Origin of the sequence: Devosia sp. (genome assembly GCF_036563435.1) — a bacterium.
Taxonomy (GTDB): domain Bacteria; phylum Pseudomonadota; class Alphaproteobacteria; order Rhizobiales; family Devosiaceae; genus Devosia.
The window spans coordinates 322,720-342,269 of the sequence record NZ_DATCMJ010000015.1 but is presented as its reverse complement, the minus strand read 5'-3'; the positions used below and the strand labels follow the sequence as shown (position 1 = coordinate 342,269).

Below are 19,550 nucleotides of genomic sequence, written 5' to 3'. Positions count from 1 at the left end.
TTGCGCCCGTCCAATTACTCGCTAGATTTTGCCTAAGGGGGATGTTCCATGAGACTAGTAACGTGTGCTCTTGCTCTGATGGCCAGTGCGGCTCCAGCAGCTGCGTGGGATATCAATAGCTCCGAGAGCAAGAAGGCCTGGAGCTATGCAGCGTTCCAGTCCGATAAATCGGGCGCAGTGGAGCTCCAGTTCTTCTGCGACGAGAGCTACCCCGAAGACATCCAGATGCTGGTCTTCACCGACCTCGAGGCCGATGGCAGCGAAGAAGATTTCCCCAGCGTGCCGGTGACCGCGACTGTGGGAGACGAGACGTTCGAAGACCTCAGCGGCTACTATGATGAAGTTGACGGTGAGCGGACCGTGGTCATCGACACGCTGGAGGAAGACCGGGTGCGCGACATCATTGGAGCGGCACGGGACGCGAGTCAGCCTCTCCAGGTCAGCTACGATGGCCGCAGCCACCGCTTCGGCATTGACAACATTGCCGAGGTTCTCGACCAGTTCACCGATGGGTGCGAACGCTAGCCGGGGACGCTCCGCGGCTGCGCAGGGGCAATAAAAAAGCGGGGCACTTGGCCCCGCTTGATTGAGTTTTATCGACAATACGTTGGTCTTAGGCACGCTATGCAGCGGCGGCCAACGCTCCTCCCTAGACGCTGTCGACGTCCGGCGGTTTGTCACCGCCTGTGCTTTATTGATGCTGACCCTAACAACAAGATTTCACCCTGTCACGCAGATTCTGCATGCCTTCCATGCTTGCATCGGATGGACGAACAGGATTTGAGTGGGCATCAACAGAAGCCACGAGTCGACGGATCTTTCCGGGAGTTTACATGCGCCTGTCCCGCTATTTCCTGCCTGTACTGCGCGATGTGCCTAAGGAAGCGGAGATCGTCTCGCACCGCCTGATGCTGCGCGCCGGCATGATCCGCCAGCAGGCGTCGGGCCTCTATTCGTGGCTGCCGCTGGGCTACAAGGTGCTGATGAAGGTGCAGAAGATCATCGAGGAGGAGCAGGATCGCTCCGGCGCGATCCAGCTTCTGATGCCGACCATCCAGTCGGCTGATCTGTGGCGCGAATCTGGCCGCTACGATGCCTATGGCAAGGAAATGCTGCGCATCGAAGACCGGCACGAGCGTGAGTTTCTCTATGGTCCTACTAATGAGGAGATGATCACCGACATCTTCCGGACCTATGTGAAGTCCTACAAGGACCTGCCGCTCAACCTCTACCATATCCAGTGGAAGTTCCGTGACGAGGTCCGTCCGCGCTTCGGCACCATGCGCAGCCGCGAATTCCTGATGAAGGACGCCTATTCGTTCGACCTCACCAAGGAAGGCGCCGTGGCCGCCTATGAGCGGATGTTCGTGGCCTATTTGCGCACCTACGCCCGCATGGGGCTGACCGCCATCCCGATGCGCGCCGACACCGGCCCGATCGGCGGTGACCTCAGCCACGAGTGGATCGTCCTGGCTGACACCGGCGAGAGCGCGGTGTTCTGTGACCGGCGCTTGCTGGACAAACCCATTCCGCCCAGGAGCACGGACTTCCGCGGCGATCTTCACCCGATCTTCGAGGATTGGACTTCGCTCTATGCTGCGACCGAGGACATGGTCGACATGGGCGAATACGAGGCTGCAGTACCTGAGGAACACCGCGTTTCCGCTCGCGGTATCGAAGTCGGCCATATTTTCTACTTCGGGACCAAATATTCCGAGCCCATGAAGGCAACCGTCACCGGTGCTGATGGCAAGGAGACCGTGGTGCATATGGGTTCTTATGGCATTGGGCCAACCCGTCTCGTGCCCGCCATCATCGAGGCCTTCCACGACGATTCTGGCATCGTCTGGCCGGTCAGCGTCGCGCCATTCGAGGCCGTGTTGATCAACCTCAAGGCCGGCGACGCGGCAACCGATGCTGCTTGCGAGAAGCTCTACGAGGAGCTGAATGCGGCAGGGTTGGACATGCTCTACGATGATCGCGACCAGGGCGCAGGCGCCAAGTTCACCACGGCCGACCTGATCGGCATTCCCTATCAGATCATCCTGGGGCCGCGCGGACTTGCCGCCGGTGAAGCCGAGATCAAGCATCGCAAGACGGGTGAACGCGAGACGCTGCCGATCGGCGATGCTGTTGCGCGCCTCAAGAGCCTGATCGAGCCACAAAGAAAGACCGACATTTGACCGAGACGGCGCCGCCGCTGCTGAACAAGGGCACGCGCGCCTTTTCGCGCTTCGAATGGATCATCGCTGGGCGCTATTTGCGCGCCCGGCGCAAGGAGGCGTTCATCTCGGTGATCGCCAGCCTCACCATGGTGGGGGTGGCGATCGGCGTGGCAACGCTGATCGTTGTTATGTCGGTGATGAACGGCTTTCGTGCTGAACTTCTGACCAAGATCCTTGGCCTCAACGGGCATTTCACCGCCTATCCGATCGAGCGCGAGTTCACCGATTACAAGGACGCCATCGCCTCCATCGAGGAGATCGAAGGCGTCGATTTTGCCGTCTACTTCGTCGAGGGACAGGTTCTGGCCTCGGGGCAGGGTACGTCAACCGGTGCCTCTGTCCGCGGCATGGACGAGGAAAACCTCAAGAAGCTCAAGCTGCTCTACGGTGCCGCCGAACAGGGGGGCTGGGACGGCTGGGACGAAGGCAACGGCGTCGCTATCGGCCATCGCCTCGCGCAGACGCTGGGCGTTTCGCTGGGCGACCAGATCAAGCTCATCAACCCGGACGGGCCGATGACGCCATTCGGCTCGACCGTTCAGGTCAAGACGTACCCGGTCAACGTCATCTTCGATTTGGGCATGGTCGAGTTCGACAGCCTTTTCATCTATATGCCACTCGAGACGGCGCAGGATTACTTCAAGATGTATGAAGAGGTGCTGCGGCCTGGCATGGAACCGCCCGCCACCGGTCCACTGGATCCGCCGCTGACCAATGAGCAACTTGCGGAGTATTACGAGCAGGTGGGCCGAGTGTCCGCTGCCGAGATCTTCATCGACGATCCGGATGAAATCGGTGTCATGCGCCAGCGCATCCAGAGCGATCCTGCCGCACGCCCACTGATCCTCACGGACTGGCAGCAGCGCAACGAGACGTTCTTTTCGGCGCTGCAGGTCGAGCGTGTGGTGATGTTCACGATCTTGTCCATGATCATCCTGGTTGCAGCCTTCAACATCATTTCGAGCCTGATCATGCTGGTGAAGGACAAAAGCTCCGACATCGCCGTGTTGCGCACGATGGGTGCAAGCCGCGGCGCCATCATGCGCATCTTCTCGATCACCGGCACCACCATCGGCGTTATCGGCACTTTGACTGGTGTGGCCCTGGGCCTGGTTGTTGCGGCCAATGCCGAGACGCTGAGGGCCTTCGTTTCCAACACATTGGGTGTGGCGATTTTCCCGCCGGAAGTGTTCTTCCTGTCCTCTCTGCCGTCGAAGACCGACCCGACCGAAGTGACGGTCGTGGTTTGCCTGGCCTTGGGACTGAGCTTTCTGGCTACGCTTTATCCCGCATGGCGGGCGGCGCAATATGATCCGGTAGAGGCGCTGCGTTATGAATAAGCCGCATCTTGTTCTGACCGACGTCCATCGCCAATACGGCCAAGGCGACAAGGTCGTGCGCGTGCTGCAAGCGGCAAATCTCAGCGTGCAAAGTGGCGAATTGGTTGCCCTTGTCGCCCCGTCAGGGGCCGGGAAATCGACCCTGCTGCACCTCTCGGGGCTTCTCGAGAGCCCGCAGGGCGGGGAGGTCGAGATCGTCGGCATTCCCACCAGCAAGCTCGGGGACCGCGGGCGCACCCAGCTGCGGCGCTCTACCGTCGGCTACGTCTACCAGTTCCATCATCTATTGCCCGAGTTCACCGCGCTGGAGAATGTGTCCATGCCGCAGCTGATCGCCGGCAAGCGACAGGCCGAGGCCGACAGGCGATCGTTGGAACTGCTCGATCTGCTTGGCGTCGCGCCGCGCGCCAGCCATCGCCCGGCGGAGCTCTCCGGCGGCGAGCAGCAACGCGTAGCGATTGCGCGGGCCGCTGCCAACCACCCCAAGGTCATCCTCGCTGACGAGCCGACGGGAAACCTTGATCCGGAAACGAGCGACATCGTGTTTGAAGCGCTGGCCAACCTGATCAAGAACGAAGGCGCCGCCGCCCTTATCGCCACCCATAATCACGATCTGGCCCGGCGCGCCGATCGGATCGTGACGCTCAAGAACGGTCACGTCGTCGAGCACACGCTCTAGCTAGAGAGCGGCAGCGATTTCACCGGCAAGAGCGGCGAGCTCAGCATCATCAGCCCTGCCACCGGCGTGGGCCCCGATCGGTACGCCCTCATAGACCGGGATGATGTGGAAATGCAGGTGGAAGACGGTTTGTCCTGCCGGCGCTTCGTTGAACTGCGCCAGGCGGATTCCGTCGGCACCGGTGACCTGCTTGACCGCCTGGGCAACCTTCTGCACCAGCGGGATAACAGCCGAAAGCGCTGCCGGGTCGGCATCGAGCAGGTTGCGTGACTGCGCTTTGGGGATGACCAGCACGTGCCCGCGCGATTGCGGGAAAATGTCCATCATCACCAAGGCCTGACCGTCTTCGTAGACCTTGTGGGCCGGCAATTCGCCCCGGATGATCTTGGCGAAGATGTTGGAAGCGTCATAGGTCATGGATCACTCGCAATCGGCGCGGCGCTGGGCTGGGGTTTCTGGAAGAAGCGGAAGCGGAAGTAGTTGAGCACCGCAAGGCCGGTCAGGGTAACCGGCACATAGCGAAAGCCGCGGCGGATAAAGAACAGCGCCACCGAGGCCGCCGTCGCCGCGCTCATGGCGCCCTTGCCCATCTGGGATGTGAAGGATGAGGGCACGATGTGCCGGTAGATCAGCGCGCCGGAGCGATAGTAGTCGCGCGCGCGCACGGCGAAGGCGCGTTTGGAGGCCGAGTAGCTGCGCAGTTCCTCCAGTCCCATGTCGCCATGGAACTCCACTTCCGAGCCCAATGCCCAGACTTCCGGCGGTGTCAGCCGTGATTGGCCGACCTGGGTGAAGAGGTCGATCAGATCGGCAAAGGTCACGTAGTTGGCGTTCCAGCAGTCCTCGGTCTTGGCGCCGTGTGCGAGCACCAGCACGTCCGCGCGGGCGAGTTTCTCCTGCATGCCGATGTAGTTGCCAGCGGAAAAGTCGACGCCTGATTTTGCGGTCTCCACCGTTGCGCCGAGTTGCGTCAGCTTGTCGACCATGGCGGAACCAAAGGCGCCGCTGGCGCCGGTCACCAGGAAGTACCGTCCGTTGATCTGGCAGGACGTGCCGACGATGAGATCGAACACATTGGTGAATGACGAGAAGAAGCTGTGCGGATAGACGTGATGCATGGCATGGTAGTTGTTGCTGACCCATAGCAGCCCAAGCTGCCCGCCGACGCGATCCATCGACATGTGATTGTAGTCCAGCCCTTCCTCACGCAGGGTCATGCCCAGCATGATCGTGCGCAGTATGCCGACCGCGAGGATTGGCGGCCAGGGGAACACCAGGAGGAATACCAGGGTCCCGGCCATGGAGGTCAGGTATTCGGGCAGGATGTGGAACCAGAGGTTCGCCCGAACGTAAGAAGGGTCGATCTGCATGTCGAGCCCCAGGAAACGATGATGCACCCAGTGCCAGGAAGAGAATTTGCGCAGCAGCGGAAAGCGCGAATTCTCCCATCTGTGCAGCAGCCAGTGCAGCGCGTCGAATAGGGCCGTCGAGACCACAAAGATGAGAATGGCCTGGAGCAGGAAAATGATGAGGTCCCAAATCATGTTCCCTCCTTAGCCGCCAGCGCTGGCGCGTGGAAGTGGCGATACTGCCACGACTCAGCGATCTGTCCGCTCACCCTTGCGAAAGGGCGTATATTCCTCCAGCACTTCCTGGCTGTGCTCGACCGACCGGCGCTCACGCTCCAGGTAGTCTGCCACTGCCTCGCGTAGCCCCGCATGGGCCAGCCAGTGAAACGAATAGGTGGTGGAGGGAGCGTAGCCCCGCGCAAGCTTATGCTCGCCCTGGGCGCCTGCTTCGACCACGGCCAGTTTGTGTGCAATAGCGTAGTCGATCGCCTGGTAGTAGCAGAGCTCGAAATGAAGGAAGGGCACATCGCGAATGCAGCCCCAGTTGCGGCCGAAGATGCGGTCCTTGCCGACGAAGTTGATGGCGCCGGCGATTGCGGTGGGACCGTCATAGGCCAGCATCAGCACGATGCGGTCGGCCATGGACTGGTTGAGCAGCGAGAAGAATTTACGGTTGAGGTATGGCCGCCCCCACTTTCGCGCACCGGTATCCTCATAGAAGGCGTAGAAGGCATCCCAGTGTTCTTCGCGCAGGTCGGTGCCGCAAAGCCATTTAACGGTCAAACCATCGGCCAGCGCGTCGCGCCTCTCCCGCCTGATGGTTTTGCGCTTGCGCGAGGAGAGGGTTTCGAGAAAGTCATCGAAGGTCTCGAAGCCTTGGTTGTGCCAGTGGAACTGTGTGTCGAGCCGCTTCAGCCACCCCTGTGCTTCCGCTTGATCTGCTTCGTGTTCCGCTACGAAGGTGGCGTGAACAGAGGAAGCGCCGCGCTGCAGTGCCAGTTGTTCCGCAGTGGAGAGCAGTGCCTCCCGGATTGCCGCATCGCCCGAAGGAACAAGCAGCTTTGGCGCCGTTGCCGGGGTGAAAGGGACGGAACACTGTAGCTTCGGGTAATAGCTGCCGCCGGCGCGCTCAAGCGCATCGGCCCAGCCGTGATCAAACACGTATTCACCCATAGAGTGGGATTTGAGGAACAGCGGCATCAAGCCCAAGGGCTCACCGCTATCGCCACTCAGCAGCAGATGCTGTGGCTGCCAGCCTGTCCTCGCCGTCGCGCAGCCCGACTCTTCCAGTGCGAGGAAGAAGGCATGATCGAGGAAGGGGTTATCGGTCTTGCCGTCGGTCGAGGGAACAAGCGCGTTCCAGACATCGGCAGGGATGCTGCCGGTGCTGGGGTGGACGGTCGCACGAAGCGTGGGCTGATCTGCCAAGGGAATACCGGCGGAGGACGAAGCGACTTGTAAGATAGGGCGCTTCGCTCCTTTTTGTAAGCGCCGAGCGCGCGCCGATCACATGGATGTGGCCGGCGTGAAGCCCTCGAAGACCATCTGGTCGGCCATGGAGGCGGCGGCCAGTGCCTGCTCGGGCGAGCGGATGGTCCAAGCTGTCACTGGCTTGCCCAAGGCACGCCAGAAGACGATGGCGGGCAGGTGCAGGGCCTCGCTATGACAGGAGATGAAGTCGAACTGCGTCTCGTGCCAATGAAGCAGATGGCGAAGTGTGTAGCGCTGCTGCTCGGTCAGGCGGTCGTCCCAGTCCTTGCGCTCGTAGTCATAGGTGATGATACCCCGCAGCCCGGCAAAGCCGAACTGCCGGATCGCGGTCAGCAAGTTGGTGTCGAACGACTCGACCGTGACCGGACCGTCGTAGTTCTTCAGCAGCTCGGCGACGGAACGCGCCAGCATCTGCGTGCCGTGCGCATCCCGTTGGCGCTTGAGTTCGATCTGGAGCAGCGCGCTCCCTTTTATCTGCGCCAGGAAATCAGCAAAGCGCTGAGGGCAGTCGCCGGCAGCGCTGTCCAGCAAGGGGGACTGCGTGATCTCGCTTGCCTCGGTATCGGCGACAGCGCCCTCTTTCCCCAGCAGGCGCTTCATGTCGTCGTCATGGAAGATCACGGGCACGCCGTCGCTGGTCAGCTGCACGTCGCACTCAATGGCGTAATCGCCAGCGATGGCCGCTTCGAATGCGCTTGCACTGTTCTCGATGACGCCGCGGCTGCGATCATGCAGGCCACGATGAGCGATTGGCTGGGGAAACAATGGTTCGGTCATGCTGGCCTCGTCGTGTGATCGGTGCCTCCTTGGCACCGATATGTGACGACCATGTTGCAGCTAGACTTCGACCACCGCTTCAATCTCGACGGCCGCTCCGAATGGCAGGGAGGCGACGCCGAAGGCCGCGCGGGCGTGCTTGCCCTTGTCGCCCAGCACGCCGACCAGCAGGTTGGAACACCCGTTGGCGACCAGGTGCTGCTCGGTGAAATCTGGCGTGGACGCCACCAGAACCGTAACCTTGACGATGCGCTTGATCTCTTCGAGCGGCACGCCACCCATATGGACGATCTGCGACAGCACGTTAATCGCCGCCAGTTCGGCAGCATTGCCGCCCTGGACGACGTTCATGTTGTCGCCGAGGCGCCCGGTCACCACGCCATTGGCATCTGCCGAGATCTGACCCGAGACATAGATGATGTTTCCGGTGCGCGTGACCGGTACGTAGCTGGCAACCGGCGCCTTGGGTGCGGGCAGCTCATAGCCATATTCACGGAGCTTTTCGATCGGGTTGGTCATTGCGTCTTGCCTTCAGGTTGGTCGTCTTGTTCGGCCGGCGCGGAGGCCGGTTTGGCTCGATAAAGTTTTCCGCGCACCACGGCTTCACGGCCGAAGCGGCTGCGCACGCGGTCCATGGCGCGCTCTGCTGCCGCCTTGCGAGCAATCGCGGGCTCCAGCAGATCGGCCGGATCGCTGCCATCGGCAGTATCGATACCCGAAACGCCGATTCCAATCAGCCGGAACGCCGTGCCGTCGACCTCGCGCTTGAGCAGCGACAAGCCGGTTTCGTAGATCACGTTCGCTAGTTGCGTTGGGATCATCAGGTGCCGCGCGCGGGTGCGCAAGCGGAAACCGGCAGATTTCAATTTGAGCGTCACCGTGTCGCCCACAACATTCTTTGCCTTGAGGCGCTCCGATAGCCGCTCGGACACGTGCAGCAACTGCGTGGAAAGCTCTTCGAGACTGGAGATATCCTGGTTGAAGGTAGTCTCGGACGAGATGGTCTTCATCTCGCCATCCACCGAAATGCGGCGGCTGTCTTCGCCCCGGGCGAGCCGGGCAAGTCTTGCCCCGGTTTCTCCATAGCGGCGCACCAGGTTTTCTGGCGGCTCACTCTGCAACTGGCCAATGGTCGTCAGGCCATCCTTGCGCAGGGTTTCGGCAAAGACCTTGCCCACGCCATAGATCAGGCTGATCGGCTTGGGTGCCAGGAAGGCGAGGGTTTCTGCGGCCCCGATCACGGCGAAGCCGCGTGGCTTGTCCAGGTCGGAGGCCACCTTGGCCAGGAACTTGTTGTGGCTGAGGCCCACAGAAATGCTGACGCCGATGTCGGTTTCGACCGCCTTGGCGAAACGAGCCAGCACCAGGGCAGGTGGCGCCTTGTGGAGGCTCTGCGTTCCCGAGAGGTCGAGGAAGGCCTCGTCGATGGAGAGCGGCTCCACCAGCGGCGTGAGGGCATCCATGAGACCGCGAATCTGGCGGCTGACGCCGACATACTTGGCCATGTCTGGCTTGATGATCACGGCGTCGGGGCAGAGCTGGCGGGCCTTGAACATGGGCATGGCCGAGCGGACGCCAGATTGGCGCGCGATGTAGCAGCAGGTCGAGACAACGCCACGGACGCCGCCGCCGATGATCAGCGGCTTGTCGCGCAGCGAAGGATCGTCGCGCTTCTCGACAGAGGCATAGAAGGCGTCGCAATCCACATGGGCAATGGAGAGGTCGAACAGCTCATCGTGGCTGCGCAGGCGCGGCGAGCCACAGTTCGGACATCGCTGCGGCACGTCACTCTTTGCGGAGTGCGCCAGGCAATCGCGGCAAAGCCAGTCCTGCGGCATGCTAGCCTGATGGATTCTGCCGCTGCCATACGCGCATGAACTGTTCCGGCGAGAGGCCGGCATTGGCGCAAAAGGCGAGCAGAATCGGTTCGTTGGAGGCAAAATAGTCTATGAGGCCGCGTTCCAGCGCAGGTGTACCTACGGTCTGGCGAAGGGCATCGGGATCGAGGCCGGCCTGCTGCATGAAGGCCAGGAGTTCATCGGGATGTTCGGCGAGGTAGCCGAGGCATGCTTCCGCCAAAGTGGCGGCGGAAAGATCTGCAGGGGCGGACCGCGGCAAAGTGGGCCTCATTTGTGTTTTGTAAGAGATTCGATGCTACCCCAATGGTGCGGTAATGCGAAGCGCCACCCGAACGAAGGTGACGCGGAGAAGGACGAATGCCCAAGACTGTGATGATCGTTGAGGACAACGAGCTCAACATGAAGCTCTTCAACGATCTGCTGGAATCGCGTGGCTATGCCGTCATCCAGACCCGCAACGGGATGGAGGCGCTCGATCTTGCGCGCGCGCACCGTCCTGATTTGATCCTGATGGACATTCAGTTGCCGGAGGTCTCGGGCCTCGTGGTCACCAAGTGGCTCAAGGACGATGAAGAGCTGGCTCATATCCCCGTCATCGCCGTCACCGCCTTTGCCATGAAGGGCGACGAAGAGAGAATTTTACAAGGCGGATGCGAGGGTTACATCAGCAAGCCCATTTCCGTGCCTCACTTTCTGGAAACTATTGCCCGCTACATTGGCCCGGCCTGAGCGGACGCGACTGTTGTCCGGTCAGCCGCCAGATGCCGGTGCAGGGACGCCACGGGCAAGGCGCAGCTTTCGGGGCCGCAAGTGACCGCACGCGTATTGATCGTCGATGATATCCCGACCAATGTCAGGCTGCTCGAGGCGCGGCTGAGTGCCGAGTACTACGAAGTCGTTTCGGCATCATCCGGCCCTCAGGCGCTCGAGATCATGCAGGCGCAGGACGTGGATATCGTCCTGCTTGACGTCATGATGCCCGAGATGGACGGCTTCGAGGTCTGTCGTCGCATCAAGGCCAATCCGCGTACCCAGCACGTCCCGGTGGTAATGATCACCGCGCTGGACCAACCGTCTGATCGCGTGAACGGGTTGAATTCCGGGGCGGACGACTTCCTGACCAAGCCCGTAGACGACGTGCAGCTCATGGCGCGGGTAAAAAGCTTGGCGCGCCTCAAGTCACTGACCGACGAGTTGCGCGCGCGCGCCATGACTGGCCAGCAGATCGCCATCGAAGATGCGATGCGGGCTATGGACAAGATCAACACGGTCGGCGGCTCCATTCTCATCGTCGATACCGACCAGCGTCATGCCGAGCGGTTGCAGAACTATCTCACGCCCGAGCACGACGTGGATATCTTGACGCAACCCGCCGATGCCGTGTTCCAGGTCACGGGCGAGCGCTATGAGCTGGCGCTGGTGGCTATGTCATTGACGGACTTCGATCCTTTGCGTGTCTGCTCGCAGATCAGGACACTGGAGCATACGCGGAATCTGCCGATTATTCTGATTGCCGACGAGACGGACAAGCCGCGGGTGGTGCGGGCGCTCGATCTTGGGGTCAACGATTTCATCTCGCGGCCAGTGGAGCGCAATGAACTCGCCGCCCGTGTGCGCACGCAGATCCGGCGGCAGCGCTATGCCATGGAACTGCGCGAAAGCGTCAGCAATACCATGGCCTTGGCGATTACGGACGACATGACCGGCCTCTACAATCGCCGTTATTTCGACCGTCACCTGGGCATGATGCTGAACCGGGCGCAGGTGCAGGAGCGCGACATGGCGCTGATGATCCTGGACATCGACCACTTCAAATCGGTCAATGACAGCTACGGCCACGATGTGGGTGACGCGGTTCTGCGGGAATTCGCAACCCGCCTCAAGCGCAACATACGGGGCGTTGATCTTGCTTGCAGATTCGGCGGCGAGGAGTTCGTCGTGCTGATGCCGGACACCGATATCGTGCAGGCGGAACTGGTGGCGGAGCGGGTGCGGCAGTCGATTTCGGAGCGGGTGTTCGAGGTCAATGCCGGGCGACCGCTGGCGGTGACGGTTTCGGCGGGGGTGACGCTTAACGAGAGCGATGCCGACACGCCCGAGACGCTGATCAAGCGCGCCGATGTGGCGCTCTACCGGGCCAAGCGCGAGGGGCGCAACCGGGTGGTCTTCGACGCAGCGTAAATTGCGGCGTTAGGGTTATTCGTTATAATTAACAAAGCTTTACCGGGCTGAAACCGCCGGTTTTGCTTGAGTTTTTCCGGCCGTGGCATAGGTTGACCTCACACGAGGCAAGCGAGCCACAGAGCTCCAGCCGAGTGCTCCCTACGGCTTTGCTCAGGTCCGCCGCAACTCCTGAGACTCCGTAGGGCGGCTGGTCCGGATGCGGACAGAGTGGCCTCTTCGACATGCCGCTCCGGACCAGCCACTTCTTCCCACATATGCTAGCACGACGTGGCCGATATGTTGTCCAAGTGCTAACCAAATTGTCACCTGACGGCAGCAAAAAGCCCCGCATCGGTGATGCGGGGCTATTGCTTACTCGGAACGAGCAGGCGCCAGACTACTTGATCTTGGCTTCCTTGAACTCGACGTGCTTGCGCACAACCGGGTCGTACTTGTTGTACGAGAGCTTCTCGGTCTGGGTGCGAGCGTTCTTCTTGGTGACGTAGTAGTAGCCAGTATCAGCCGTCGACACGAGCTTGATCTTGACGGAAGCGGCTTTGGCCATGGTCAGTCCTCACAATGCAAAAGGCGCCGCGGAATCCCCGGCGCCGGAATTTGAGCGCAAACTACGGATTTTAGGCTGCGTGTCAAGGAAGATCGATCTCAAGGCGTGACGGTCTTGCCCGCCCTGCGAGCATAGCTCTCCGGGCCTTCGGCGCTCAGATTGATCCACTGGATCAATCTGCCCTGCGGGACGCTCCGAAGCCATACATATGGTTTGCCCATTGGAGGCCGACGATGGCGCCCTTGATCGAGGGGAGCATGATGAGGGGCAGGATGATCGCCAGCGGGATCATCGAGATAACATAGGTGATCGGCTGGACATGGTAGGTCATGTCCAGGTGCAGCATCAGGAAGACGATGATGTGGCCGACAATGGTGATGGCGATATAGGGCGGGAAGTCGTCGGCGCGGTGCAGATTGAGCTGTTCCCCGCAGACGTTGCACTCGTCGGCGACCTTGAGATAGGCGCGGAACAGCTTGCCCTTGCCGCAGTGGGGGCACTTGCACAGCGTGCCGCGCCACATGGCCTGGCCAACGTGGCGCTCTTCGAGACTCTGGGTACCCATCAGCCTACCTCTTCCTGCGGCCCTTTGGGCCGTAACTCCTAGATGGTCGCTTCTGGTTCCGCCTTGCAGATGACGGATTGACGCGGGACCCCTCAGAGAGGAGCTCGAAGCGCAGGGCGCCGGCTACCGGCGCCGCCTCGAGTAGCCGCACCGTTACGCGATCCCCGAGGCCGAACTTCTCGCCGCTGCGCTCGCCGATCATGGCCTGCTGATCCTCGACATAGCGATAGAAGTCTTCGCCGAGGGTGGAGGCGGGAATGAAGCCGTCGGCGCCGGTTTCGAGCAGGCGAACGAAAAGACCCGAGCGCGTCACGCCGGAGATACGTCCTTCGAAGCGGGCACCGATCTGAGCCGCCAGGAACTGGGCGAGGAGCCGGTCAGCGGTCTCGCGCTCCGCCATCATGGCCCGTCGCTCGGTAGCGGAGATGTGCTGTGCGATGCCGGGCAGACGCAGGCTTTCGTTCTCGCTCAGGCCGTCCTTGCCCAGGCCAAGCGCCGAGACCAGCGCCCGGTGGACGATAAGGTCGGCATAGCGGCGGATGGGCGAGGTGAAGTGGGCGTAGCGATCGAGGTTGAGACCGAAGTGGCCATAGTTTTCGGCGCTATACTCGGCCTGTGCCTGCGAGCGCAGCACCATCTCGGAGACCTGCTCGATGTTGCCCGCCTTGCGGGCTTGGCTGAGGATGCCGTTGAAGTCCGAGGCGCGGACACTGTCGGACTTCTTGACGGCAATGTCGAGTGAACCGAGGAAGTCACGTAGCGCCTGGAGCTTTTCGGAGGAGGGCTCGTCGTGGACGCGATAGAGCAGGGGCGTGCGCTTTTGTTCCAGCGTCTCGGCGGCGGCAACGTTGGCGGCGATCATCATTTCTTCGATGAGACGGTGCGCCGTCAGCCGCTCGGGGATGCGGATGTCCTTCACCATGCCCTTGTCGTCGAGCACGATCTTGCGCTCGGGCAGGTCTAGGTCGAGAGGGCCGCGCTTGTCGCGGGCCGCGGCCATGGCCTCATAGGCGTCGTAGAGCGGGCGGAGAATGGGATCAAGGATGGGTCCGCTGGCGTCGTCGGGCTGGCCGTCAATGGCGGCCTGCGCCTGCTGGTAGCTGAGCTTGGCGGCGGAGCGCATCAGGACACGGTGGAAGCTGTGCGACCGCTTCTTGCCATCGGCTCCCATGACCATCCGCACCGCCAGGGCAGCGCGCGGCTCGCCTTGCTTGAGCGAGCAGAGTTCGTTGGAGATGCGCTCGGGCAGCATGGGGACGACCCGGTCGGGGAAATAGACCGAGTTGCCGCGCAGGTAAGCCTCGCGGTCGAGTGCCGTGCCGGGCCGCACATAGGCGGCGACGTCAGCAATGGCGACATAGACCACATGGCCACCCGGATTGGCAGGATCATCGTCAGGCTGGGCGTAGACGGCGTCGTCGTGGTCCTTGGCATCAGCCGGATCGATGGTGATAAGCGGCAGGTCGCGCCAGTCCTCGCGGCCCTGCAGTGTCGCTTCCGTGGCTTGTTCTGCCTCCCGGATGACCGAGGCAGGGAAGTTGTAGGGGATCTCGAGGTTGTGGATGGCGATCAGGCTGACGGCACCTTCCGATGCCGGGTTGCCGATGACCTTGGTCACCTTGGCGCGCGGAATCATGAGGCGGCCCGAGAGCTTGACCTCGACCTCCACCAGGTCGCCGTCGCTGGCATCGAGCAGATCGCCCAGCGGGATGCGCATTTCCTTCTGCTTGCGATCGACGGGGATGAGGCGGGCGCCATCCTCGTCCATGCGGACAATGCCGATCTGGCCGCGACGCGGCTTGTCGAGGATCTTCATCGCCTTGGCGGTGTAGCGCGGAACATCCTCGTCGCCGGCATCGATGCGGGCAAGGATTCGGTCGCCGGGCGCCGGCACGACGCGCGCATCGCGGCCGCCAAGGACCTGGACGCGCGGCTTGTCGCCTTCCTCCTCGTTCCACTGGGCCGGATAGGCGTGGAGGTTGTCGGGATCGGCGTCGGATGGAATGTCGAGCACGGTCACATGGGGCAGGGCGGCGGTGCGGCGCAGCGCCTTGCGGGTGCGCGTGATGACGCCCTCGCCCTCAAGCTCGGCCAGCATGGCCTTGAAGGGGCGGCGCATGTCGCCACGGATGCCGAAGACCTTGGCCAGGTCGCGCTTGCCCTTGATGTCGGCGTCCTCTGCCAGGGCCTCGAGCAGTTGTTCGCGCGTGGGAAGCTCGGCGGCACGGAGTGCGGTGGTGCGGCGGGGTCCGGACGTGTTCCTGGACTTAGTTGGTTTTTTTGTTGTCATGTTGAGGAATATGTAGGTGATCGGCCCCGTTTTGCCAAATGGACGCATCGCCGGGCCGTTCCCGCCCGTCATTTCAACTAACTTTCGATACAGGCCGAACTTTCCGCCTGTTCGGCCATTCAGCTTGGTGACCAGCCTGGAGTAGACCAAATGAGCCGCGGAATCCTGATCGCCGTCCTGATCCTTGTGGTGCTGGGCATTGCTGCCGCATCGGTCAGCTTCATGCAGGGCTCGGGGGTGAACCGCGACAATGCTTCGGTGCAGGATCTCGAAGGCACGACTCAACCTTGAGCCATGCTTGAGGCGGTGAGCCGGACGCGGTTCAATCGGGCTCCAGACGAGACCGATTCCCCCTCATGACCATTCCTTTTTTCGACGGCCACAACGACACGCTGCTGCGCCTGCTGGAGAGCAGCGACGCCGACAAGGGCCAATCCTTCATCAGCGGAACGGGCGGTGGCCATATCGACCTGCCACGGGCGCGAGCGGCCGGGATGGCAGGCGGTTTCTTCGCGATGTTTCCGCCGCCGCTCAAGACCAGTCTGGCGGCCGTCACTGGCACGCCGCAGCTGGAGCCGAACCTGCCGCCCGAGCTCGCTTGGGGTGACGCCATGGCCTCGACCACGGGCATGGCCTCGCTGTTGCTGCGGCTGGAGCAGGCGGGGGCGCTGGCCCTGTGCCGGTCGGTTGCGGATATAGCCGCAGCGCAGGCGCGAGGCGTGCTTGCGGCTATCTTCCACATCGAAGGCGCCGAGGCGATCGACACCAACTTCTACACGCTGGATCTGCTGCATGCGGCAGGCCTTCGCTCCGTCGGCATTACCTGGAGCCGTGCCAATGCCTTTGGGACGGGGGTGCCGTTCCGTCACAATGCCGATCCCGATATCGGGCCGGGGCTAAGCGATCTGGGCAAGGAGCTGGTGCGGCGCTGCAACCAGATGGGGATCATGATCGATCTCAGCCATCTTAATGCGGCAGGTTTTCGCGACGTGGCGGCCATTTCGTCCCACCCGCTGGTAGCGACCCATTCCAATGTCCATGCCATCTCCCCGCATGCGCGGAACCTCGTGGATTGGCAGCTTGCCTCCATTCGCGAGAGCGGCGGCGTGGTGGGCCTGAACTTTGCCACCGGGTTCCTGAGGCCGGATGGCAAGTTTGTCACCGACACTCCGATGGAGCTCATGGTGCGGCATGTGGATGCCTTGGTGGAGGCGGTGGGCGAGGATGGCGTCGGGCTGGGCAGCGACTTCGACGGGGCGATGGTGCCGGCCGGGATCGGCGATGTGACGGGCGTGCCCAAGCTGCTGCAGGCGCTGCTGGACAAGGGCTACGGCGAGGCGCTGGTGGGCAAGATCGCGATGGGGAACTGGATGCGGGTGGTGGCGGAGGTGATGGGGTAGGATGCCCAACGTCACAGAGCGTCACCCTCGGGCTTGACCCGAGGGCACTTCACTTGAGGGCCGGTAAGTGCAGAGCCCTCGGGTCAAGCCCGAGGGTGACGGGCGGTGGGGGTGACGCGCGTCGGAAGCGAGTTTGGCAGAGGGCCTAGAAGGGCACGTCTTCGGTTTTTGTGGCCTTCTTTGCCGGTGCCTTTTTGGCGGCCGGCTTCTTTGCCGTGGTGGTTGCCGCCTTTTTCGCCGCAGGCTTCTTGGCTGCGGCTTTCTTGGCGGGCGCTTTCTTGACCTTGGTGCCCGTGGCTTCGGCGCGGGCGGCGATCCACTGGAGGGCCTGTTCCAGTGTTACGGCTTCCGGTGCGACATCCTTGGGGATGGTCGCGTTGATCTTGCCCTGATTGACATAGGGACCATAGCGGCCGGCGCGGACGGTGATTGGGCCGCTGTCGTGCTCGAAGGTCTGGATGGCTGCAACGGCAGCGCCGCCGCCACGCTTGAAGCCGCCGGCGGCCTTTTGCGCGATCAGGTCCACGGCGCGGTTGAGGCCCACGGTGAAAACCTCTTCCACGTCGGGCAGGTTGGCATACTTGCCGTCATGCAGGATGAAGGGGCCGTAGCGGCCGATGCCGGCGCTGATGGGCAGGCCGGTCTCGGGGTGGAGACCCACCTCGCGCGGCAGGCCGAGCAGCTTGAGCGCAGATTCCAGCGTCATGCTGGCAGCGTCCCAGCCGCGGGGCAGGGAAGCGCGCTTGGGCTCCTTGCCTTCGCCAAGCTGGACATAGGGGCCGAAGCGGCCGGACTTGAGGTGAACCTCCTCGCCGGTTTCCGGGTCAGTGCCCAGGATGCCATCGCCGGGCGCAGCCTCGGAGGACTTGCCCGCCGCCGCGTCGGACAGCTGGGTCGTGTGCTTGCATTCTGGATAGTTGGAGCAGCCGATGAAGGCGCCGAACTTGCCCAGCTTCAGTGACAGTTGACCCGTGCCGCAGGTGGGGCAGCGGCGTGGGTCGGAGCCATCCTCGCGCGGGGGGAAGATGCGGCTGGCCAGTGCATCGTTGAGCGCGTCGAGCACTTCGGAGACGCGGAGGTCCTTGATCTCGTCGGTTGCCGCGGTGAAGTCACGCCAGAAGTCGCGCAGCACCTGCTTGTAGTCGAGATCGCCCGCGGAGATTTCGTCGAGCTGTTCCTCGAGACCGGCGGTGAAGCCGTATTCGACATAGCGGTTGAAGAAGTTTTCGAGGAAGGCCGTGACGATGCGTCCGCGATCCTCGGGATGCAGCGCCTTGCCCTCGAGGCGGACATAGTCGCGGTCCTTGAGCGTCGTCAGCGTCGCCGCATAGGTCGAGGGACGGCCGATGCCGAGCTCTTCCATCTTCTTGATCAGGCTCGCCTCGGTGTAGCGCGAGGGTGGCTGGGTGAAGTGCTGCTCGATCTCCACCTGCTGCAGCGTGGGCTTGTCGCCGACCTTGAGCGGGGGCAGTTCGCGATCGTCCTCGTCGTCGGTGTCTTCGTCGGATTTGACCTCGACGCCATAGAGCTTGAGGAAGCCGGGAAAGGTGACGACCGAGCCGACGGCGCGCAGTTCCACGGCGCGGCCGGGGACGTTGACGGCGATGTCAACGGTGGTGCGGTCGATCTCAGCGGACTTCATCTGCGAGGCGAGCGTGCGGCGCCAGATCAGGCCGTAGAGCTTGGCCTGATCGGCATCGAGGTTGAGGTTTTCCGGTCGCTTGAACATGTCGGTGGGGCGGATGGCCTCGTGCGCTTCCTGGGCATTTTTGGCCTTGGTCTGGTAGATGCGGGCCTTTTCGGGGAGGTATTCCTCGCCGAAATACTTGCCGATCACCGAGCGGGCCATGGCGATGCCTTCGGGCGCCATCTGCACCGCGTCGGTACGCATATAGGTGATGAGGCCGTCCTCATAGAGGCGCTGGGCGATCTGCATGGTGCGGCTGGGCGAAAGGCCCAGGCGCGAGGAGGCATCCTGCTGGAGCGAGGAGGTGGTGAAGGGCGCGTAGGGGTTGCGCTTGGTCGGCTTCTTTTCGACAGCAGACACGTTGAACTGGCCGCCCTCGATCAGCGCCTTGAGCGCGGTGGCGTCTTCGCCGGTCTTGATGTCGAGCTTGTCGGTCTTCTTGCCGTCGACCGAGAACAGGCGAGCCAGGAAGCTCTTGCCGCCCTGGGCGAGCTTGGCCTCGACGGACCAGTATTCCTCGGCCTTGAACTTCTCGATCTCGGCCTCGCAGTCCGAGACCAGGCGCAGGGCGACGGATTGCACGCGGCCGGCAGAACGGGAGCCGGGGAGCTTGCGCCAGAGGATGGGCGAGAGGGTGAAGCCGACGAGATAATCGAGGGCGCGGCGGGCCAGATAGGCATCGACCAGCGGCATGTCGATGTCGCGGGGTTTTGCCATGGCCGCGGTAACGGCATCCTTGGTGATGGCGTTGAAGACGACGCGCTGGACGGGCGTGTCCTTCTTGAGCGCCTTTTTCTGGCGGAGGACATCCAGCACGTGCCAGGAGATGGCCTCGCCTTCGCGGTCGGGGTCGGTGGCGAGGATCAGCCCGTCGGCCCCCTTGAGGGCCGAGGCAATGTCGCCAAGGCGCTTGCGCGAGGCGGTGTCGACCTCCCAGGACATGGCGAAATCTTCATCGGGACGCACCGAGCCGTCCTTGGCCGGCAGGTCGCGAACATGGCCGAAGGAGGCCAGGACTTCATAGCCTGAACCCAGATATTTGTTGATTGTCTTGGCTTTGGCCGGACTTTCAACGACGACGACCTTCATGGAGTACCCGTTCCGCAACGCTTGGTGAGAAGTCGCGCAACATGGTGAAGGCGCGAGAAGGTGTCAACGGC

General features: G+C 62.5%; 19 protein-coding genes. 8 read left to right on the top strand and 11 right to left on the bottom strand.

The features are described 5' to 3' along the window. Nucleotides 1-48: 48 nt before the first annotated feature. The 4 genes from VIL88_RS12460 to VIL88_RS12445 all read left to right on the top strand — a co-directional run bounded on the left by VIL88_RS12460 (nt 49) and on the right by VIL88_RS12445 (nt 4,244). Complete coding sequence (locus tag VIL88_RS12460; RefSeq protein ID WP_331989284.1) at nt 49-525, top strand: hypothetical protein; 477 nt, start codon at nt 49-51, stop codon at nt 523-525. A gap of 308 nt (nt 526-833) precedes the next feature. Beyond that, a complete protein-coding gene (gene proS / locus VIL88_RS12455; RefSeq protein ID WP_331989282.1) occupies nt 834-2,183 on the top strand; it encodes a proline--tRNA ligase in 1,350 nt (449 codons plus the stop codon). Further along, the gene (locus tag VIL88_RS12450; RefSeq protein ID WP_331989280.1) at nt 2,180-3,565 is read left to right on the top strand and encodes an ABC transporter permease; all 1,386 of its coding nucleotides are present in this window, start codon (nt 2,180-2,182) and stop codon (nt 3,563-3,565) included. The genes proS and VIL88_RS12450 overlap by 4 nt, the downstream gene beginning before the upstream one ends. Continuing rightward, complete coding sequence (locus VIL88_RS12445) at nt 3,558-4,244, top strand: ABC transporter ATP-binding protein (RefSeq protein WP_331989278.1); 687 nt, start codon at nt 3,558-3,560, stop codon at nt 4,242-4,244. The genes VIL88_RS12450 and VIL88_RS12445 overlap by 8 nt, the downstream gene beginning before the upstream one ends. Here the strand turns inward: VIL88_RS12445 and VIL88_RS12440 are convergent, their stop codons facing one another. From VIL88_RS12440 to VIL88_RS12410, 7 genes are all read right to left on the bottom strand, one after another. Continuing rightward, nucleotides 4,245-4,661, bottom strand: a complete 417-nt coding sequence (locus VIL88_RS12440) for an HIT family protein (RefSeq protein WP_331989276.1) — start codon at nt 4,659-4,661, stop codon at nt 4,245-4,247. After that, nucleotides 4,658-5,788, bottom strand: a complete 1,131-nt coding sequence (locus VIL88_RS12435) for a hypothetical protein (protein ID WP_331989274.1) — start codon at nt 5,786-5,788, stop codon at nt 4,658-4,660. The genes VIL88_RS12440 and VIL88_RS12435 overlap by 4 nt, the downstream gene beginning before the upstream one ends. Nucleotides 5,789-5,842: 54 nt before the next feature. Then, the gene (locus VIL88_RS12430; protein ID WP_414650136.1) at nt 5,843-7,021 is read right to left on the bottom strand and encodes a GNAT family N-acetyltransferase; all 1,179 of its coding nucleotides are present in this window, start codon (nt 7,019-7,021) and stop codon (nt 5,843-5,845) included. Nucleotides 7,022-7,099: 78 nt separating this feature from the next. Beyond that, a complete protein-coding gene (locus tag VIL88_RS12425; RefSeq protein ID WP_331989272.1) occupies nt 7,100-7,861 on the bottom strand; it encodes a glycerophosphodiester phosphodiesterase family protein in 762 nt (253 codons plus the stop codon). Nucleotides 7,862-7,921: 60 nt separating this feature from the next. Further along, nucleotides 7,922-8,380, bottom strand: a complete 459-nt coding sequence (locus VIL88_RS12420; protein WP_331989270.1) for a RidA family protein — start codon at nt 8,378-8,380, stop codon at nt 7,922-7,924. Beyond that, a complete protein-coding gene (locus VIL88_RS12415) occupies nt 8,377-9,699 on the bottom strand; it encodes a DNA polymerase IV (RefSeq protein ID WP_331989268.1) in 1,323 nt (440 codons plus the stop codon). Before VIL88_RS12415 ends, VIL88_RS12420 begins: the two co-directional genes overlap by 4 nt. A 1-nt stretch (nt 9,700) precedes the next feature. Beyond that, entirely contained in the window at nt 9,701-9,979 is a 279-nt protein-coding gene (locus VIL88_RS12410) for a DUF3572 family protein (RefSeq protein ID WP_331989266.1), read from the bottom strand. Nucleotides 9,980-10,077: 98 nt separating this feature from the next. Here VIL88_RS12410 and VIL88_RS12405 point away from each other — a divergent pair, with 98 nt between their 5' ends. Both VIL88_RS12405 and VIL88_RS12400 read left to right on the top strand, forming a co-directional pair. After that, nucleotides 10,078-10,449, top strand: a complete 372-nt coding sequence (locus tag VIL88_RS12405) for a response regulator (RefSeq protein ID WP_331989264.1) — start codon at nt 10,078-10,080, stop codon at nt 10,447-10,449. Between the two features lie 81 nt (nt 10,450-10,530). Further along, nucleotides 10,531-11,901 carry a PleD family two-component system response regulator gene (locus VIL88_RS12400; RefSeq protein ID WP_331989262.1) on the top strand — a complete coding sequence of 457 codons (1,371 nt, stop codon included), beginning with the start codon at nt 10,531-10,533 and terminating at the stop codon, nt 11,899-11,901. A 379-nt stretch (nt 11,902-12,280) separates the two neighbouring features. Here VIL88_RS12400 and rpmG read toward each other — a convergent pair whose 3' ends face one another. The 3 genes from rpmG to rnr form a co-directional block, all read right to left on the bottom strand. Continuing rightward, on the bottom strand, nt 12,281-12,448 hold the full coding sequence (gene rpmG / locus VIL88_RS12395; protein WP_056233989.1) for a 50S ribosomal protein L33: 168 nt from the start codon (nt 12,446-12,448) through the stop codon (nt 12,281-12,283). Between the two features lie 172 nt (nt 12,449-12,620). After that, the gene (locus VIL88_RS12390; RefSeq protein ID WP_331989259.1) at nt 12,621-13,013 is read right to left on the bottom strand and encodes a DUF983 domain-containing protein; all 393 of its coding nucleotides are present in this window, start codon (nt 13,011-13,013) and stop codon (nt 12,621-12,623) included. Nucleotides 13,014-13,017: 4 nt separating this feature from the next. Then, nucleotides 13,018-15,303, bottom strand: a complete 2,286-nt coding sequence (rnr, locus tag VIL88_RS12385) for a ribonuclease R (protein ID WP_331989257.1) — start codon at nt 15,301-15,303, stop codon at nt 13,018-13,020. Between the two features lie 150 nt (nt 15,304-15,453). Between rnr and VIL88_RS12380 the strand changes: the two genes are divergently transcribed. Together VIL88_RS12380 and VIL88_RS12375 are read left to right on the top strand one after the other, a co-directional pair. Then, nucleotides 15,454-15,594, top strand: a complete 141-nt coding sequence (locus VIL88_RS12380) for a hypothetical protein (RefSeq protein ID WP_331989255.1) — start codon at nt 15,454-15,456, stop codon at nt 15,592-15,594. A gap of 65 nt (nt 15,595-15,659) precedes the next feature. Next, nucleotides 15,660-16,703, top strand: coding sequence for a dipeptidase (locus VIL88_RS12375; protein WP_331989253.1), 1,044 nt, complete (start codon nt 15,660-15,662; stop codon nt 16,701-16,703). 145 nt (nt 16,704-16,848) lie between these two features. On the opposite strand, the gene topA is transcribed toward VIL88_RS12375, so the two are convergent. Further along, nucleotides 16,849-19,479 carry a type I DNA topoisomerase gene (gene topA / locus VIL88_RS12370; protein WP_331989251.1) on the bottom strand — a complete coding sequence of 877 codons (2,631 nt, stop codon included), beginning with the start codon at nt 19,477-19,479 and terminating at the stop codon, nt 16,849-16,851. Nucleotides 19,480-19,550 lie beyond the last annotated feature (71 nt).